9 protein-coding genes and 1 pseudogene are annotated in these 16,859 nt (G+C 47.3%); 2 read left to right on the top strand and 8 right to left on the bottom strand.

Translation table 11 applies throughout. The features are described from left to right. Window positions 1-213 precede the first annotated feature (213 nt). A pseudogene (locus GA693_RS13745) lies at window positions 214-1,176 on the top strand (hypothetical protein); the annotation flags it as partial. A 61-nt stretch (window positions 1,177-1,237) separates the two neighbouring features. On the opposite strand, the gene htpG reads toward GA693_RS13745, so the two are convergent. The 5 genes from htpG to GA693_RS13720 all read right to left on the bottom strand — a co-directional run bounded on the left by htpG (window position 1,238) and on the right by GA693_RS13720 (window position 7,079). Continuing rightward, a complete protein-coding gene (gene htpG, locus GA693_RS13740; RefSeq protein WP_005181707.1) occupies window positions 1,238-3,157 on the bottom strand; it encodes a molecular chaperone HtpG in 1,920 nt (639 codons plus the stop codon). Window positions 3,158-3,249: 92 nt separating this feature from the next. Continuing rightward, window positions 3,250-3,594, bottom strand: a complete 345-nt coding sequence (locus GA693_RS13735) for a lysozyme inhibitor LprI family protein (RefSeq protein ID WP_016659674.1) — start codon at window positions 3,592-3,594, stop codon at window positions 3,250-3,252. A 171-nt stretch (window positions 3,595-3,765) separates the two neighbouring features. Beyond that, complete coding sequence (locus tag GA693_RS13730) at window positions 3,766-4,368, bottom strand: OmpW/AlkL family protein (RefSeq protein ID WP_104500484.1); 603 nt, start codon at window positions 4,366-4,368, stop codon at window positions 3,766-3,768. Between the two features lie 357 nt (window positions 4,369-4,725). Then, complete coding sequence (locus GA693_RS13725) at window positions 4,726-6,093, bottom strand: Na+/H+ antiporter family protein (protein WP_005181697.1); 1,368 nt, start codon at window positions 6,091-6,093, stop codon at window positions 4,726-4,728. 110 nt (window positions 6,094-6,203) lie between these two features. Further along, entirely contained in the window at window positions 6,204-7,079 is an 876-nt protein-coding gene (locus tag GA693_RS13720) for an alpha/beta fold hydrolase (RefSeq protein WP_160241687.1), read from the bottom strand. A gap of 134 nt (window positions 7,080-7,213) precedes the next feature. On the opposite strand from GA693_RS13720, the gene GA693_RS13715 reads away from it, so the two are divergent. Next, window positions 7,214-7,696, top strand: a complete 483-nt coding sequence (locus GA693_RS13715) for a DUF4442 domain-containing protein (protein WP_045796201.1) — start codon at window positions 7,214-7,216, stop codon at window positions 7,694-7,696. A gap of 56 nt (window positions 7,697-7,752) precedes the next feature. Here GA693_RS13715 and GA693_RS13710 read toward each other — a convergent pair whose 3' ends face one another. From GA693_RS13710 to rpoB, 3 genes are all read right to left on the bottom strand, one after another. Beyond that, window positions 7,753-8,109, bottom strand: coding sequence for a hypothetical protein (locus GA693_RS13710; protein WP_005181692.1), 357 nt, complete (start codon window positions 8,107-8,109; stop codon window positions 7,753-7,755). Window positions 8,110-8,333: 224 nt separating this feature from the next. Then, entirely contained in the window at window positions 8,334-12,524 is a 4,191-nt protein-coding gene (rpoC, locus tag GA693_RS13705) for a DNA-directed RNA polymerase subunit beta' (RefSeq protein ID WP_075167624.1), read from the bottom strand. A gap of 155 nt (window positions 12,525-12,679) precedes the next feature. Continuing rightward, window positions 12,680-16,768 carry a DNA-directed RNA polymerase subunit beta gene (gene rpoB, locus GA693_RS13700; protein WP_104470485.1) on the bottom strand — a complete coding sequence of 1,363 codons (4,089 nt, stop codon included), beginning with the start codon at window positions 16,766-16,768 and terminating at the stop codon, window positions 12,680-12,682. Window positions 16,769-16,859 lie beyond the last annotated feature (91 nt).

The raw sequence follows: 16,859 nt of genomic DNA, 5'->3' as shown, positions 1-16,859 counted from the left end.
CACTAGCAAAAAGAGCTTAAAGATCAGTAAATAATGCCAAGAAAAGTACATTTTATAGCGCCATCATTATTATTATTTTGCCTGTTAGGCAGTGGATATACGGTTGCAGACAACAATACCAACCTGGAGACAGAACCGCAGACCGCACCACCAGGTTATGAGGTGCCGCTGGTGCCCGAAACTGAGGCGGGTAATGGTTTTTTCTATACCCTGCCGCGCCTGATTGATGCCACCCCAACCATTTTGCCGGAACAGTCGAATGAACCGATTGTGCCGCCCACGCATGAAACCGAAGAACAGAGCTGGGTAGACCGGCGCCAGAAACAGATTCGCCACTGGGCAGACAATACCGCACATAAAATTGATAACTGGTTTGGAGAAACCAGCCCCGAAGAACCCGCCTCTGCGACCTTGCGTATTCTGGTCGACAGTCGCTGGAACAAATATGATGACTACGATATTAAACCGCGGGTACGTGGCCGGATTAAACTGCCGACACTGGAACGCAAATTAAGTCTGGTCTTTGGTGATGACTCGCTGGATAACGAACTGCAAAACAGTGTTGCCATTACCAATGAAAACCCCAGTAACAGCCCGGACAAAACCCTGGATGGCCGACGGGCACGTGAAGACAACAGCTCGCTGGCCTTACGCTGGTCTGACTTCACTGAACGCTTACCCTTTGAAACTGATGCCGACCTCGGGGTGCGTTCCGGCGATGATATTTATGCCCGTTTAAAAATTGCCAAGGACTGGGAACTGGTCAATGACTTTTCCTTTCATGCCGAGCAGATTTACCGTTACGGCCTCGACAGTGAAAACTATTTAAGAACCAACCTGGAACTTATTCATGCCCGGCCCGATCATCCGTTTTTAAGCAACCAGTTTAGCCTGACCTATGCCGATGAACAGGATGATGACCTCAGATGGGACAACTACAGCTTTAGACAGCACCAGTTCTTCCACGGCAACCGTTTTAACTACGGGCTCTACACCGGCGGTTATTATCATAATGATGATTTACGCCTGAACAGCTGGGGGCCATTTGTGTCCTGGCGTCAGCCGTTCTTGCGCGAATGGTTTTTTGTGCAGGGCGACCTGAATTACTATAATGATGACCGTGAAGACCGCAGCCATTTCCCGAGTGTCTTGCTGCGTTTAGAAGCCCTGTTCTAAAGCCGTCGACAATATAATCGTGCATTAAAAAAACCTCCCGCAGGAGGTTTTTTTAATGGGCTTATTTCAATAATAAGCTGTTGATGCGTTTCAGGTACTCTGCCGGATTCTCTGGTAGCCCCCCTTCTGCAATCAGGGCCTGATCAAAAATCACATTGGCCAGATCATCAAACTGGGCCGAACCTTGCAGTTTTTGCACCAACGGATGCTGCGGGTTAATTTCCAGAATCGGTTTCATTTCTGGCACCGGCTGACCGGCATCTTTCAGCATGCGGATCAGCTGTGGCGACAATTCCCCGTCAGCCGTAACCAGACAGGCTGGAGAATCAACCAGTCGTGTGGTCACGCGCACTTCTTTGGTTTTGTCTTTCAACGATTCAGACAGCTGCTCCACCACTGGCTTAAACTGCTCTGCCGCCTGTTCCAGTGCCTTCTTCTCTTCAGCATCTTGCAGATCGCCCAAATCGACCGCACCTTTAGACACGTTTTGCAGCGGTGTACCATCAAACTCATGTACGAAGTTCATGGCCCATTCATCAACACGCTCAGTCATCAGCAGGACTTCAATGCCTTTTTTCTTGAACAGCTCCAGCTGCGGCGAGTTCTTGGCCGCGGTCAGGCTATCTGCGGTTACATAGTAAATGGCTTTCTGGCCGTCCTGCATCCGCGCTTTGTAATCTGCCAGTGAGGTACTGACCTCATCCTGGGTGGAGGTCGCATAGCGTAATAATTTCAGGATACGCTCACGGTTACCAAAGTCTTCGCCCAGGCCTTCTTTTAAGACCGAACCAAATTCACGATAGAAAGTCTTGAAGTTGTTCTGGTCTTTTTCATCTTCAGATTTGGCCAGACCATCCAGCATGGTCAGCACACGGCGTGCGTTACCTTCACGTATGGTTTTCACATCGCGGCTTTCCTGTAGCAGTTCACGGCTGACGTTCAGCGGTAAATCGGCGCTATCCACCACACCCTGTACAAAGCGCAAATAGTTTGGAATCAGGTTGTCAGCATCATCCATAATAAACACGCGTTTGACATACAGCTTGATGCCAGCTTTGGCTTCGCGGGTAAAAATATCATGTGGTGCTTTTGGTGGAATATACAGCAACTGGGTATATTCGGTGCTGCCTTCGACACGGTTATGCGACCAGGCCAGCGGCGCTTCAAAATCATGGCTCAGGTTTTTATAAAACTCGATATACTGTTCTTCGCTAATCTCGTTTTTACTGCGGGTCCATAAAGCACTGGCCGAGTTAATCGCTTCCCATTCATCAGTTTTCACATACTGGCCGCCTTTTGGCTGTTCACCTTCCGCTACTTCCTCTTCCTGCCAGACTTCTTTTTGCATTTGAATGGGCAGGCTGATGTGATCAGAATATTTATTGATAATCTGCTTCACTTTATAGCTTTGCAGATAGTCCAGCGCATCTTCACGTAAATGCAGGATGATGTCGGTGCCACGACCTTCCTTGTTGATTTGCTCGACTTCAAATTCACCGGTGCCACCGCTGATCCAGCGTACACCTTCCGATGCGTCCAGACCGGCACGGCGTGATTCTACGGTAATTTTATCGGCCACAATAAAGCCAGAGTAGAAACCCACCCCAAACTGGCCAATCAGCTGGGCATCGGCTTTTTGATCACCGGTCAGCTTGGACATAAAGTCTTTGGTGCCGGATTTGGCAATGGTCCCCAGATTATCAATCGCTTCCTGCTGGCTTAAACCAATACCGTTATCGGAAATGGTCAGGGTATTGTTCTCTGCATCCAGACGCACACGCACGCGCAGGTCCGGATCATTTTCATAATATTCAGGATGGTTGATGCCTTCAAAACGCAATTTATCGCAGGCATCAGAGGCGTTAGAAATCAGTTCACGCAGAAAAATTTCAGGGTTGGAATAAAGAGAATGCGTCACCAAATGTAAAAGCTGAGCCACTTCAGCCTGGAAACTGTGTTTTTGTGCGCTTTGTTCGCTCATTCATCACTCCTTAAATTGACAGCATTGTTGTATTGGAATGCCTTATGAATTGGAGTGAGGCGACGATTTTTCAATAGGAAAACAAAAAAATATTAAAATGGGCCCTGCTGATAGACCCGCTGCATATACTGCTCCAGCTTTTGCTGACGCATCTGGTAAACCTGGGTCAGACATTCAACCGACTGGCCACAGCGGTCACGCAGGGCCAGCCAGCGCACCTGTTCATCCCGTATAGCCGAACGTGTCCCCATCGGTACCAGACGGTTAATAATTTTATAGGTGGTGGCCATCTTCACATCGGCATCATTAACATTACGATGTTCACAAATGGCATGTTCGGTTGGGGTTTGAGCACGTTCACAATTAAAGCTGGCTGCAGCGGCAGGCAGGCTGATCAAACTGGCGAAGACCAAGGCAAAGGTTGTATTTCTATTCATATTTGATCTTCTCACTTTTTCATTTCTTTCATTTCATTCACTACAAATTAAATGAAAACGAATACTTAACTCAATATTCTGATTTTGTTCTATTGTTATCATTTTGCAATAAAAAGGCCCCATCACCAGGATGGGGCTACGCTGAATTTTATTATTGGTACTTTTTTATAATTAGAATTTGTAGCTATAACCGATGGTGTACACCATTGGATCGATATCTAAATCGAATTGGGCTGCCACATCACCACTTAAAGTAACTTCAGGGCTAAGTTGCGCATAACGTGCATCAAAGAATACGCCCCAGTTTTTGGCATCTGCAGGCTGGAAGTTAAAACCAATCTGGCCGGCAAAACCAAAATCTTCTTTTACTTTAATATCCGCATCAGCTAAGGCATTTTTACCACGCTCATCCCAAGCCACAAATGCGGTACCACCGACACCAATGTACGGTGTAAAACCGGTATTGTTTTTAAAATGGTATTTTGCCGTCAGCGTTGGTGGTAAATGTTTAATACGTACCACATCTGTACCCGCTAACTGAACATCATGGTTAATTGGTGCAGCTAAAAGCAGTTCTGTCGAAATATTGTCATTAAAGAAATATTCAACTGACGGGGTAAATGCATATTCATGATCAGCTTCAACAACACCTAACGCAGTCTGAGTATCCTGAGTAGGTGCTACAACCGAACCGCCCAGCTTGACTTGCCATTGGCCTGCCATCGCAGAAGCAGAAAGACCCATTAATGCAACGAGTGTAATTTGCTTTAACATTTTAATACCCCACTGGAAGATTATTTATTCAAAAATTAAACATTAATTAATAATAAACACGTTAGAAATTAATATGCAATACTTACCCGATATAATAATTTTATATTATTTTCAAACTATTGATTATTAAATTAATTTATTTTAACCAACCACACAACTTGGTTTTAAATACCAACCTTCTTTATCAAGATTAAATAATAATATTCAGATTAAAATACTCAGGTTTATTTTAAACGCTCTATAATATATATTTTAAATACATCTATTATTAGATTATCAGAATGATTATAAGATTTATTATAAATACATCTATGATTCAAAAAAAATCCCGGGATTTTATTCCCGGGATATTTCAGGTTAAAGCACCATGGCGGCAATCCAGCCAAAAATCATCAGCGGGATATTAAAGTGAATAAAGGTCGGCACTACACTGTCTTTCATATGGTCATGCTGACCATCCATATTCAGGCCTGAGGTTGGCCCCAAGGTCGAATCCGAAGCAGGTGAACCGGCATCGCCCAGTGCAGCCGCAGTCCCAATGATCGCAATAGTTGCTGCAGGACTAAAACCAAATTGAATACAGAGCGGTACATAAATAATCGCCAGAATCGGAATGGTAGAGAATGATGAACCGATACCCAGAGTAATCAGCAAACCAATCAACAACATTAAAAAGGCTGCAAGTGCCTGGCTATTACCAATCCAGTCAACCGACGCTTCAACCAGCGCAGAAACCTGTCCTGTTGCCTCAATCACGGCAGCAAAACCTTGCGCAGCAATCATAATAAAGCCAACCAGTGCCATCATCCGCATACCGGTAATAATGACATCGTCCGCTTCTTTCCACTTAAAGATCCCGGCACAGCTCAGAATCGCTACACCAACCAGACCGGCCAGAATCATCGAATCTGAATACAGCTGCACGCCAAGGGTTACCAGAATCGCAATGACTGCCATCCAGATGGTGAACGTCGCCACTTCAGGTTGACCTGATTTTTGTGCCACACCCATTTCAGCCGAAATGCTTTGCTGCTCTTCAATATGCACGTCTTTATATTCACGTGGCTTACGGTATGAGAAAAACACCGCGATCAGCAAACCGACAAACATCCCGAATACCGGAATGGCCATCGCTGTTGGAATCTGGTCATAGCTGATCTCAAATCCATACGGCTTGCCAAAGGTATTGATATTATGGCCCAGAATATCATTCAGGAAGATGGCGCCAAATCCGACCGGCACCAGCATATAAGTGGCCACCAGACCAAAGGTCAATAAACAGGCCACCAGACGACGGTCCAGTTTCAGATGGTTAAATACCATCAACAGCGGTGGAATCAGCACCGGAATAAAGGCAATATGTACCGGAATCACGTTCTGGGAGAATACCGCGGCAATGGCCACCACCAGGAAAATAAAGTATTTGACCCGGTTTTGCGCTTTCAGATCGGCCTCACCCTTTAAGGTGTGAATCATTTTATAGGCCAATAAATCAGGTAAACCTGAACGCGCCAGAGCCAGTGCAAAAGCACCTAAAATACCGTAGGCCAAAGCAATTTTAGCACCACCGCCCAGGCCATTATTAAACGCCTCTAAAGTACCTTGCAGGCCCAAACCAGCCAGCAAACCACCCGTAACGGCACCAATGACCAGTGCAAAAACAACAGGAACACGTGCCAACGACAGCCCGAACATGACTGCGATGGCGGCAAGAATTGCAAACATAAGAAAAGACGGATCGAGAAAAAACGCTATTTTATCAGAGATTGATCGCTATTTAGCTGCTGTTGTTGCGCTGTCCGATATTTGTCTTGACCTTGCCAGTAACAGTCAAATTAACTGCCTGATTTTGAAAATGCAAAATCCCGAAGATGTTGAGCAATCCGCTCCGGCTGGCTTAAAATTGCCCAGTGATTGGCCGCAATCTCCACTCGCTGGAAGTCTGCTGCCCAGTTCGGCACTTCATCAATCAGCTCCGGACTGACAAAGCGGTCTTCGGTCAGTACCACGGCCTGTACCGGACAAATCGCCACACGCTGACGTGGTTTGAGCAAACGTGTGATAAAATTGGCCCGATACAGGTTGACGCCATATTGACCATCTTGCTGGATATTCGGGTTTAAGGCCAGACCCGGGCTTTGCTCCAGCTGCTGTAGCATTTTGCCCCAGCGCTCTGCACTCATGTATTGCCACACCATCGGTGCCAGTAAGGGCAATTGAAACACAGCGATATACCAGGACTTGCCCAGCTGTTTTAAGAATTTGGCCTTACCCTGCTGTAACTGCGCACGCATCCAGAATGCAGCATGATCCAGACAAGGCCCGGAAATGCTGCTGTAAGAAAGAATCCGCTGGCGAAACCGGGCATCGGTCACCGACTCCCAGGACTGAATTGAACCCCAATCATGCGCGGCCAGATGAAATGGCCGGTTAGGTAGCACCGCATCCACCACGGTCAGTAAATCTTCAGACAGGCGTGCCAGCCGATAATCACGAATATGCTTTGGAATGGAAGACTGACCGGCCCCACGCACATCATAGGTCACAATATAAAAATCCTGAATCAGCTGGGCAATAACAGCTTCCCAAACTTCCTGATTGTCGGGATAACCATGAACCAGTACCAGCGCCGGATTGTCGGGCTTGCCCCAGCTTTTGACATACAGGCGCTGCTGGTCTGAGGTATGAATCCACTGCGTATGAGCGTGCATGATGACATCCTGTTCTGTTTATGGGTGATTTCTTGTATTGGCTGTTTATTGGCAAGCGCAGTCAATCAAATCAATGCCACCTGCCGGTTTCTGTTCTAGTATGCAGATCAGTGCAATAAAAATAATTGACCCTTATGAGCCTTTTAAAAAAACTACAGACAATTCCGACCCTGTCCAAATTCCTGATCAATCGCTATGCCCCCTATCGCGGCGCCGGTATTGCGGTCGAGAAAATGGATCTGGCCAATTACCACATTCGTGTCAAAATGCCACTGACACGTAAAAACCAGAATATTGTCGGGGTACATTTTGGCGGTAGCCTGTATGCCATGGTTGATCCGTTTTATATGCTGCTGTTGATGCATCATCTTGGCTCAAAATATATTGTCTGGGATAAAGCCGCGACCATCCGCTTTTTAGCGCCCGGTCGCAGTATGGTCTATGCCGATATCCGCCTCAATGCCATGGAAGTCGACACCATTCGCGAACTGGCCGAGAATTATGCACCGGTATATCGCAACTACCGCCTGAATATTTTTGATGAAGCCGGCGTACGTATTGCCGAGGTAGAAAAGACGGTATACATCCGCCGCAAAAAGCCGCATGCTGCCGGCTAAATAAAAAAGCGCTTATCTTTAAGCGCTTTTTTTATGTGAGATCGTCTAAACCAGACTTAGCGGTTCTGCTCAATCGCGGCACCTGCACCGCCACCAATCGCACCACCAATCGCTGCACCAGTACTACCACCGAAGATGCTTTTACCTACCGCAGAACCAATTGCACCGCCGACACCACTATAGGTCGCGTTACGGTTTGAACCATCCTGGGTTTTACTACCGACCGCTGCACCGGCACCACCACCAATGGCTGCACCTGCAGTACCGCCGACATTACCACCGACACCACCACCAATTGCACCACCTAAGGCCGCTGCACCAATACGCTGTTCATTTGGAGACATACTTTCACAGCCGGCCAGCATAAAGGTAGATAAGGTGGCGGCTGCCATAACACCGATAACTTTTTTCATGATCGCTCTTCCCCTGTTTTGGTCATAGCTTTAGCTTATTCGATATTGATGGGTCGAATCTGAGCAATATGTTACCAACTTGGTAACCAATAGAGGATTTATGTAAAAACACCCGCTTTGCAGCAGCAACCCGGCCCATCTAACGCCAAAGTACAGCGCGATACCCTTTTTTCAGGCATAAAAAAAGACGCCCGAAGGCGTCTCTTGGTTGTCATTTCGCCAGCTTAGAATTCCTGGTTAAATGCCTGACTTAATGCTTGGTCTACATCAGAGAAGTCATTTTGCAGTTCAAATTCTGCAGCTTCTGCTTCCTGACGACGACGCTCTAAGTGGTAAGCCAAACCTGTACCCGCTGGGATCAGACGACCAACAACGACGTTTTCTTTCAGACCACGTAGATCATCTTCTTTACCGGTTACAGCCGCTTCAGTTAACACACGTGTGGTTTCCTGGAACGATGCAGCAGAGATGAACGAATCCGTCGACAGCGATGCTTTGGTAATACCCATCAACTGGCGATCAAACTTCGCTGGGAACTTGTTCTGTGCAAGTACAGCCTGGTTTTCTTGAACCACGCGGATGTAATCCACCTGTTCGCCTTTGATGAAGCTGGTATCACCACCGTCAGTGATTTCAACTTTACGCAGCATTTGACGTACGATGACTTCAATATGCTTGTCGTTGATTTTTACACCTTGCAGACGGTAAACGTCCTGAACTTCGTTCACGATGTAGTTGGTCAACGCCACTTCACCTTTCAGACGTAAGATATCATGCGGGTTTTGTGGACCATCAGAAATGGTTTCACCACGGTTCACATGCTCACCTTCGAACACGTTGATGGTACGCCATTTCGGAATCAGCTCTTCGTAGATTTCAGAACCATCATCCGGAGTAATCACCAGACGGTTCTTACCTTTGGTCTCTTTACCGAAGCTTACGATACCAGACACTTCTGCAAGGATCGCATGCTCTTTCGGCTTACGTGCTTCGAACAAGTCAGCTACACGCGGCAGACCACCGGTAATATCACGGGTACGTGAAGATTCTTGTGGTACACGACCGATAACGTCACCGACACCAATTGTTTCGCCATCACGGACAGAAAGAATGGTGTTTTGTGGCAGGAAGTAGAACTGTTCACCACCATCCACTGTGTCTAATACAACCGCAGGACGCAAATCTTTACCTGACGCAGGACGTGAAGTCACTGGCAGGATTTCGATTGTTGACATACCTGTTGCATCATCAGTTTTCGACGTTACGGTTACGCCATCAGCGATCTGGCTGAAACGTACTTTACCAGCAACTTCTGTTACCAATGGATGTGTATGCGGATCCCAAGTTGCCACGATACCGCCAGCTTCTACAGCTTCGCCATCTTTCAGCAAGATAGATGCACCGTAAGGCAGTTTATAGCGCTCGCGCTCACGACCCAAATCATCCGCAATACCGATTTCACCTGAACGAGAGGTCGATACCAGGTGACCTTTGGCATGTTGTACGGTTTTCACGTTGTGGAAACGTACGGTACCTTTGTTACGCACTTGAACGCTGTTGGCAGCAGAAGTTCGGCTTGCCGCACCACCCACGTGGAAGGTACGCATGGTTAACTGTGTACCTGGCTCACCAATTGATTGTGCCGCCATAACACCCACAGATTCACCTGGGTTCACCAAGTGACCGCGTGCAAGGTCACGACCATAACATTTCGCACACACACCGAAGGTCGATTCACATGATACTACTGAACGTACTTTCACTTCGTCGACACCTTGCTCTTCCAGGAAGTTGGCAAGTTTTTCGTCAATTAAGGTGTTACGTGGCAGGATCACTTCATCTGAACCGGCTTTCTTCACGTCTTCAGCAACCACACGACCCAGTACTCGCGTACCCAGGTTCTCGATCACGTCACCGCCCTGAATAAATGGTGTCATCACCAGACCAGCCATGGTGCCACAATCTGGCTCAGTGATCACCAAGTCTTGCGCAACGTCAACCAGACGACGCGTCAGGTAACCCGAGTTCGCAGTTTTCAGTGCAGTATCGGCCAAACCTTTACGCGCACCGTGCGTTGAAATGAAGTACTGAAGTACGGTCAAACCTTCACGGAAGTTCGCCTTAATTGGCGTTTCAATGATCGAGCCATCCGGCTTCGCCATCAGACCACGCATACCTGCAAGCTGACGAATCTGAGCTGCCGAACCACGGGCACCAGAATCCGACATCATGTAGATCGAGTTGAATGATTTCTGCTTCTCGTCTTCACCCTGTTTGTTTTTCACAGTGGTGAAAGACAAGTTGTCCATCATCGCTTTCGCTACCTGGTCATTGGTACGTGCCCAGATATCGACGACTTTGTTATAACGTTCACCAGCAGTGACGAAACCTTGTTCGAACTGTTGTTCGATTTCACGAACTTCAGCTTCTGCCTTGTCAATGATCGCCTGTTTGCTTGGTGGAATAACCATATCTTCCATACCAACCGATACACCTGAACGCGTCGCTTGACGGAAGCCCAAGTACATTAATTGGTCAGCAAAGATGACCGTGTCTTTCAGACCCAGTTTACGATAGCAAGAGTTGATTAACTTGGAGATGTTTTTCTTGGTCATCTCAACGTTAATTTGCTCGAAGCTTAAACCTTCTGGCACAACTTCCCAAAGCAGGCAGCGACCTGGTGTCGTATCCACAACAATAGTTTGTTGCTCACGCTCACCGTTGTCATTGATGACAGTTTGGTATACACGCGCTTTTACGCGAGCATGCAAATCAACCTGACCGGTTGCAAGGGCACGGTTAACTTCATGCGTATCCGCGAACACCATGCCTTCACCTTTGGCATTTACCGCATCACGGGTGATGTAGTAAAGACCCAAGACCACGTCCTGAGACGGTACGATGATTGGCTCACCGTTGGCTGGAGACAGAATGTTGTTGGTCGACATCATTAACGCACGCGCTTCTAATTGCGCTTCAAGTGTTAATGGTACGTGTACCGCCATCTGGTCACCGTCGAAGTCGGCGTTAAATGCAGCACAAACGAGCGGGTGCAGACGGATCGCTTTACCTTCAATCAGGATCGGTTCAAACGCTTGCAGACCCAAACGGTGAAGGGTTGGCGCACGGTTCAACATCACTGGATGCTGACGGATCACAGATGCAAGAACATCCCAAACTTCTGGCGTCTCGCGCTCAACCATTTTCTTCGCAGCTTTAATGGTAGTGGCTTGACCAGAGGCTTGCAGTTTCGCAAAGATGAACGGCTTGAACAGTTCCAGCGCCATTTTCTTCGGAAGACCACATTGGTGCAAACGTAAAGTAGGACCTACGGTAATCACCGAACGGCCTGAATAGTCAACACGTTTACCCAACAAGTTCTGACGGAAACGACCTTGCTTACCTTTGATCATATCGGCCAAAGATTTCAGCGGACGTTTGTTCGAACCGGTAATCGCACGACCACGACGACCGTTATCAAGCAATGCATCTACAGACTCTTGTAACATACGTTTTTCGTTACGTACGATGATGTCTGGCGCTGCAAGGTCAAGAAGACGCTTCAAACGGTTGTTACGGTTAATCACACGACGGTAAAGGTCGTTCAGGTCAGACGTTGCGAAACGGCCACCTTCAAGCGGAACCAGCGGACGAAGGTCTGGCGGAAGTACTGGCAGTACATTCATCACCATCCATTCTGGCTTGTTGTTCGACTCTTTGAACGCTTCCATCAATTTCAAACGCTTAGACGCTTTTTTCAGTTTCGTCTCAGAGGTTGTTTGTGGAATTTCTTCACGCAGGCGTGAGATTTCGTTTTCAAGATCGATGTCTTTTAACAGGTCCTGAACTGCTTCTGCACCCATTTTCGCTGTGAATTCATCACCGTGCTCTTCCAACGCATTGAAGTATTCTTCATCGTTCAGAAGCTGGTATTTCTCAAATGGAGTCATACCTGGGTCAGTCACTACATAAGATTCGAAATACAGAACACGTTCGATATCACGTAAGGTCATGTCTAATAACAGACCGATACGGCTCGGCAGTGATTTTAAGAACCAGATGTGTGCTACTGGAGATGCCAGCTCGATGTGACCCATACGCTCACGACGAACTTTTGCAGTTGTTACTTCAACGCCACATTTTTCACAGATGACGCCTTTGTATTTCATACGCTTGTATTTACCACACAAGCATTCGTAATCTTTGACTGGACCAAAGATTTTGGCACAGAACAAACCGTCACGTTCTGGTTTAAAGGTACGGTAGTTAATGGTTTCAGGCTTTTTAACTTCACCATGAGACCACGACTTAATCATTTCTGGTGACGCAAGACCAATACGGATGCGATCAAACTCTACAGGAGCATGACCGTCTGAGTCCGTCTTTTTGCGCATGATATCGAGCAAGTCTTTCAATTTTTTTCTCCGTGTGCCGGTAAGATTTTCACTTTCCGACTGGGTCACAAATATTGTTTTTTAACTGAATTTTAATCCCCCTTAATCCCCCTTTTTCAAAGGGGGAAAAGTCCCTCTTTTACAAAGAGGGATTTAGGGAGATTTAATGGAGATTCTTAGTCACCATTTTTCAGTTCAATGTTGATACCTAAAGAACGGATCTCTTTGGTCAATACGTTGAACGATTCAGGCATGCCCGGATCCATATAATGGTTGCCATCTACAATGTTCTTATAGATGCGGGTACGACCTTCAACGTCATCCGACTTCACAGTGAGCATTTCTTGAAGCGTATAAGCTGCACCGTATGCTTCCAGTGCCCAGACTTCCATCTCACCGAAACGCTGACCACCGAATTGTGCCTTACCACCCAGCGGCTGCTGTGTTACTAATGAGTAAGAACCAGTCGAACGCGCATGCATCTTGTCATCAACCAAGTGGTTCAGTTTCAGCATGTACATGTAACCGACAGTAACTGGACGGTCGAAACGCTCACCCGTACGGCCATCATACAATACGGTTTGACCGGTACGTGACAGACCCGCAAGTTCAAGCAAGTCTTTGATCTGACCTTCTTCAGCACCGTCAAATACAGGTGTTGCCAATGGAACACCGGCACGCAGGTTGCCAGAAAGCGCCAAGATTTCATCATCCGTCAGGCTGTCAAGATCTTCTTGCTCGCCGCCCACCTTGTTGTAAATCTTGTCCAAGAATTCACGCAGTTCAAGAATGGTGCGCTGTTCTTTCAGCATCTTGTCGATCTGATCACCCAGACCTTTGGCTGCCATACCCAAGTGCGTTTCCAGAATCTGACCCACGTTCATACGCGATGGTACACCCAGTGGGTTCAGTACCACGTCTACCGGCACACCGTTGGCATCGTGTGGCATGTCTTCAACCGGCAGAATGTTGGATACAACACCCTTGTTACCGTGACGACCCGCCATCTTATCACCTGGCTGGATACGACGTTTCACCGCAAGGTAAACCTTAACTACTTTCAGTACGCCAGTGGTCAGTTCATCACCTGTAGACAGTTTGCGTTTCTTCTCGGCGAATTTCTCGTCAATTTCAAAGCTCTTCTCTTTCAAGAAGGTTTGAATTTGCGTTAAACGTTCCGCAATCGCTTCGTCACTTGGCTGGATTTCAAGCAGATCAACCAGTTCAAGACCAGACAGCATATCTTCAGACAGTTTGTCGCCACGTTTAGTGCCGCCACCGCCATTCGATTCCTGACCTTTTAACAGACGGACAATACGTTCACGTGCTGCTTCTTCGAAGATTTTGTATTCTTCTTTCAAGTCTTTACGGTATGCATCAAGCTGCGCTTTCTCAATCGCCAGTGCACGTTCGTCTTTTTCCAGACCATCACGGGTAAAGACTTGAACGTCGATGACTGTACCTTTGGTGCCCGATGGAACACGTAAAGAGGAGTCTTTCACATCCGCTGCTTTTTCACCGAAGATGGCACGAAGCAGTTTTTCTTCAGGCGTCAACTGAGTTTCACCTTTTGGTGTTACTTTACCCACCAGGATGTCACCGGCAGTCACTTCTGCACCGATGTAAACGATACCTGATTCGTCCAGTTTAGACAGCGCAGCTTCACCGACGTTTGGAATATCAGCCGTGATTTCTTCAGCACCCAGTTTGGTATCACGTGCAACACATGACAGTTCCTGAATGTGAATCGACGTTAAACGGTCTTCTTGAAGCACACGCTCAGAAAGCAAGATCGAGTCTTCGTAGTTGTAACCATTCCAGGTCATGAACGCCACGCGCATGTTTTGACCCAGGGCCAGTTCACCGCCATCTGTCGATGGACCATCCGCCAGGATGTCACCACGTGCAACTTTATCGCCTAAACGTACCACAACGTTCTGGTTGATACAGGTGTTCTGGTTTGAACGCGTGTATTTGATTAGGTTGTAGATATCTACACCTGCTTCACCAGCGATCATTTCATCTTCATTCACGCGAATTACGATACGTGATGCATCAACAAACTCGATCACACCACCACGGCCTGCAACCACACACACACCTGAGTCACGTGCCACGTTGGCTTCCATACCCGTACCAACCAACGGTTTGTCCGCGATTAATGTAGGTACGGCCTGACGTTGCATGTTGGAACCCATCAATGCACGGTTGGCGTCATCGTGTTCAAGGAATGGAATCAGCGATGCTGCAACAGAAACCACCTGCTGAGCAGATACGTCCATATGCGTCACTTTTTCAGGTGACATACGTACGAATTCACCGTGGTGACGTACAGAAACGAATTCTTCAGTCAGGTTACCGTCCTGATCTACAACCGAGTCGGCCTGTGCAATCACAGTACCCACTTCTTCAATCGCAGACAGATATTCAACTTCGTCTGTTACACGGCCATCAACCACTTTACGGTATGGTGTTTCCAGGAAACCGAAGCTGTTGGCTTTGGCATAAACAGACAGCGAGTTGATCAAACCAATGTTTGGACCTTCAGGCGTTTCAATTGGACACACACGACCATAGTGAGTCTGGTGTACGTCACGCACTTCGAAGCCTGCGCGTTCACGGGTCAAACCACCTGGACCAAGCGCCGATACACGACGTTTGTGGGTGATTTCAGACAATGGGTTGTTCTGGTCCATAAACTGAGACAACTGGCTTGAACCAAAGAATTCTTTGATGGCTGCAGCCACTGGCTTCGCATTGATCAGATCTTGCGGAGACAGGTTGTCAGTTTCAGCTTGTGATAGACGCTCTTTTACAGCACGCTCAACACGTACCAGACCCACACGGAACTGGTTTTCGGTCATTTCGCCCACTGAACGAACACGACGGTTACCCAAGTGGTCGATATCGTCGACTTCACCTTTACCGTTACGGATTTCAACCAATGTTTTCAGTACATCAGTGATGTCTTCGTTCGACAGGATGCCTTCAACTTCGCGCGACTTCTGGTCAGTACCCACTTCGTAAGGACGACCCAGACGACGGTTGAATTTCATACGGCCGACTGGTGACAGGTCATAACGCTCAGAAGAGAAGAACAGGTTGTTAAACAGGTTCTCAGCTGCTTCTTTGGTTGGTGGCTCGCCTGGACGCATCACTTTGTAGATTTCAACCAGTGCTTCTTCACGACCTGTAGTCGTATCGGCACGTAGCGTATCTGCAATGAATGAACCGCGGTCGATGTCGTTGGTGAACAGGATGTTGAACTGCTTCACGCCGCCTTCAGCCAGTTTCACCATCACTTCATGGCTTAACAGGGTGTTGGCTGGAATCACATCGCCATCTTTCAGCACGATGTCTTCGGCAGTAATACGCTCGTACAAGTATTCATCCGGCACTGACAGTTTGGTCAGACCAGAGGCTTCCATTTGACGAACATGACGTGCGTTGATACGCTTACCTTGTTCAACAATGACTTTACCATCGGCATCAATGATATCGAATTGTGCCATTTCGCCACGCAGACGTTCTGGAATCAAGTCGATCTGATAGCTACCCATATCCAGGTAAACAGGAACTTTTTCGTAGAACAGGTCAAGAATCTGTTCGTTGTTATAGTTCAGGGCACGCAGAACCACAGTCGCTAGTAATTTACGACGACGGTCGATACGTACATAGACTAAATCTTTGGCATCAAATTCAAAGTCTAACCATGAACCACGGTAAGGAATGATACGCGCTGAATACAGCACTTTACCGCTTGAGTGAGTCTTACCTTTGTCATGGTCAAAGAATACGCCTGGTGAACGGTGTAATTGCGATACGATTACACGCTCGGTACCGTTGATCACAAAAGTACCGTTATCCGTCATCAATGGCATTTCGCCCATATAGACTTCTTGTTCACGTACGTCTTTGATTGATTTCGTTTCACGATCTTTCAGGATCAAACGAATTTTAACGCGCATTGGTGCCGCATAAGTTGAGCCGCGAAGGATACATTCGCGTACATCAAACTCTGGTTTACCAAGACTATACTCAACAAATTCTAAAGCAGCATTGCCAGAATAACTTTCTATAGGAAAAACTGAACGAAATGCGGCTTGGAGACCGATATCTTCGCGGTTTTTTGGAGATTTGCCATCTTGCAAGAAAGTACGGTACGAGTCGACTTGAATCGCCAACAGGTACGGTGCTTCCATGACTTGGGGCAATTTACCAAAATTCTTACGGATCCGTTTCTTTTCGGTATATGAGTATGCCATCTGGAGTCCTCGGAAAGTAAACCAAGCCCGCCTGCAGAACGGGCTCAGAAGGAATTACGCAGGCCGATATGGCCACCACTCTTTACAAATG

It is taken from the genome of Acinetobacter indicus (assembly GCF_009914475.1).
In the GTDB taxonomy this organism is placed as follows: Bacteria; Pseudomonadota; Gammaproteobacteria; order Pseudomonadales; family Moraxellaceae; genus Acinetobacter; species Acinetobacter indicus.
The sequence above is the reverse complement of the archived record's forward strand: the minus strand, read 5'-3'. Positions and strand labels throughout refer to the sequence as shown.

Coding starts and splice junctions, on each gene's coding strand:
- GA693_RS13715 (WP_045796201.1), top strand. CDS start 7,214: ATGAGCCTTTTAAAAAAACTACAGACAATTCCGACCCTGTCCAAATTC.
- GA693_RS13720 (WP_160241687.1), bottom strand. CDS start 7,079: ATGCACGCTCATACGCAGTGGATTCATACCTCAGACCAGCAGCGCCTG.
- GA693_RS13710 (WP_005181692.1), bottom strand. CDS start 8,109: ATGAAAAAAGTTATCGGTGTTATGGCAGCCGCCACCTTATCTACCTTT.
- GA693_RS13735 (WP_016659674.1), bottom strand. CDS start 3,594: ATGAATAGAAATACAACCTTTGCCTTGGTCTTCGCCAGTTTGATCAGC.
- rpoB (WP_104470485.1), bottom strand. CDS start 16,768: ATGGCATACTCATATACCGAAAAGAAACGGATCCGTAAGAATTTTGGT.
- GA693_RS13725 (WP_005181697.1), bottom strand. CDS start 6,093: ATGTTTGCAATTCTTGCCGCCATCGCAGTCATGTTCGGGCTGTCGTTG.
- htpG (WP_005181707.1), bottom strand. CDS start 3,157: ATGAGCGAACAAAGCGCACAAAAACACAGTTTCCAGGCTGAAGTGGCT.
- GA693_RS13730 (WP_104500484.1), bottom strand. CDS start 4,368: ATGTTAAAGCAAATTACACTCGTTGCATTAATGGGTCTTTCTGCTTCT.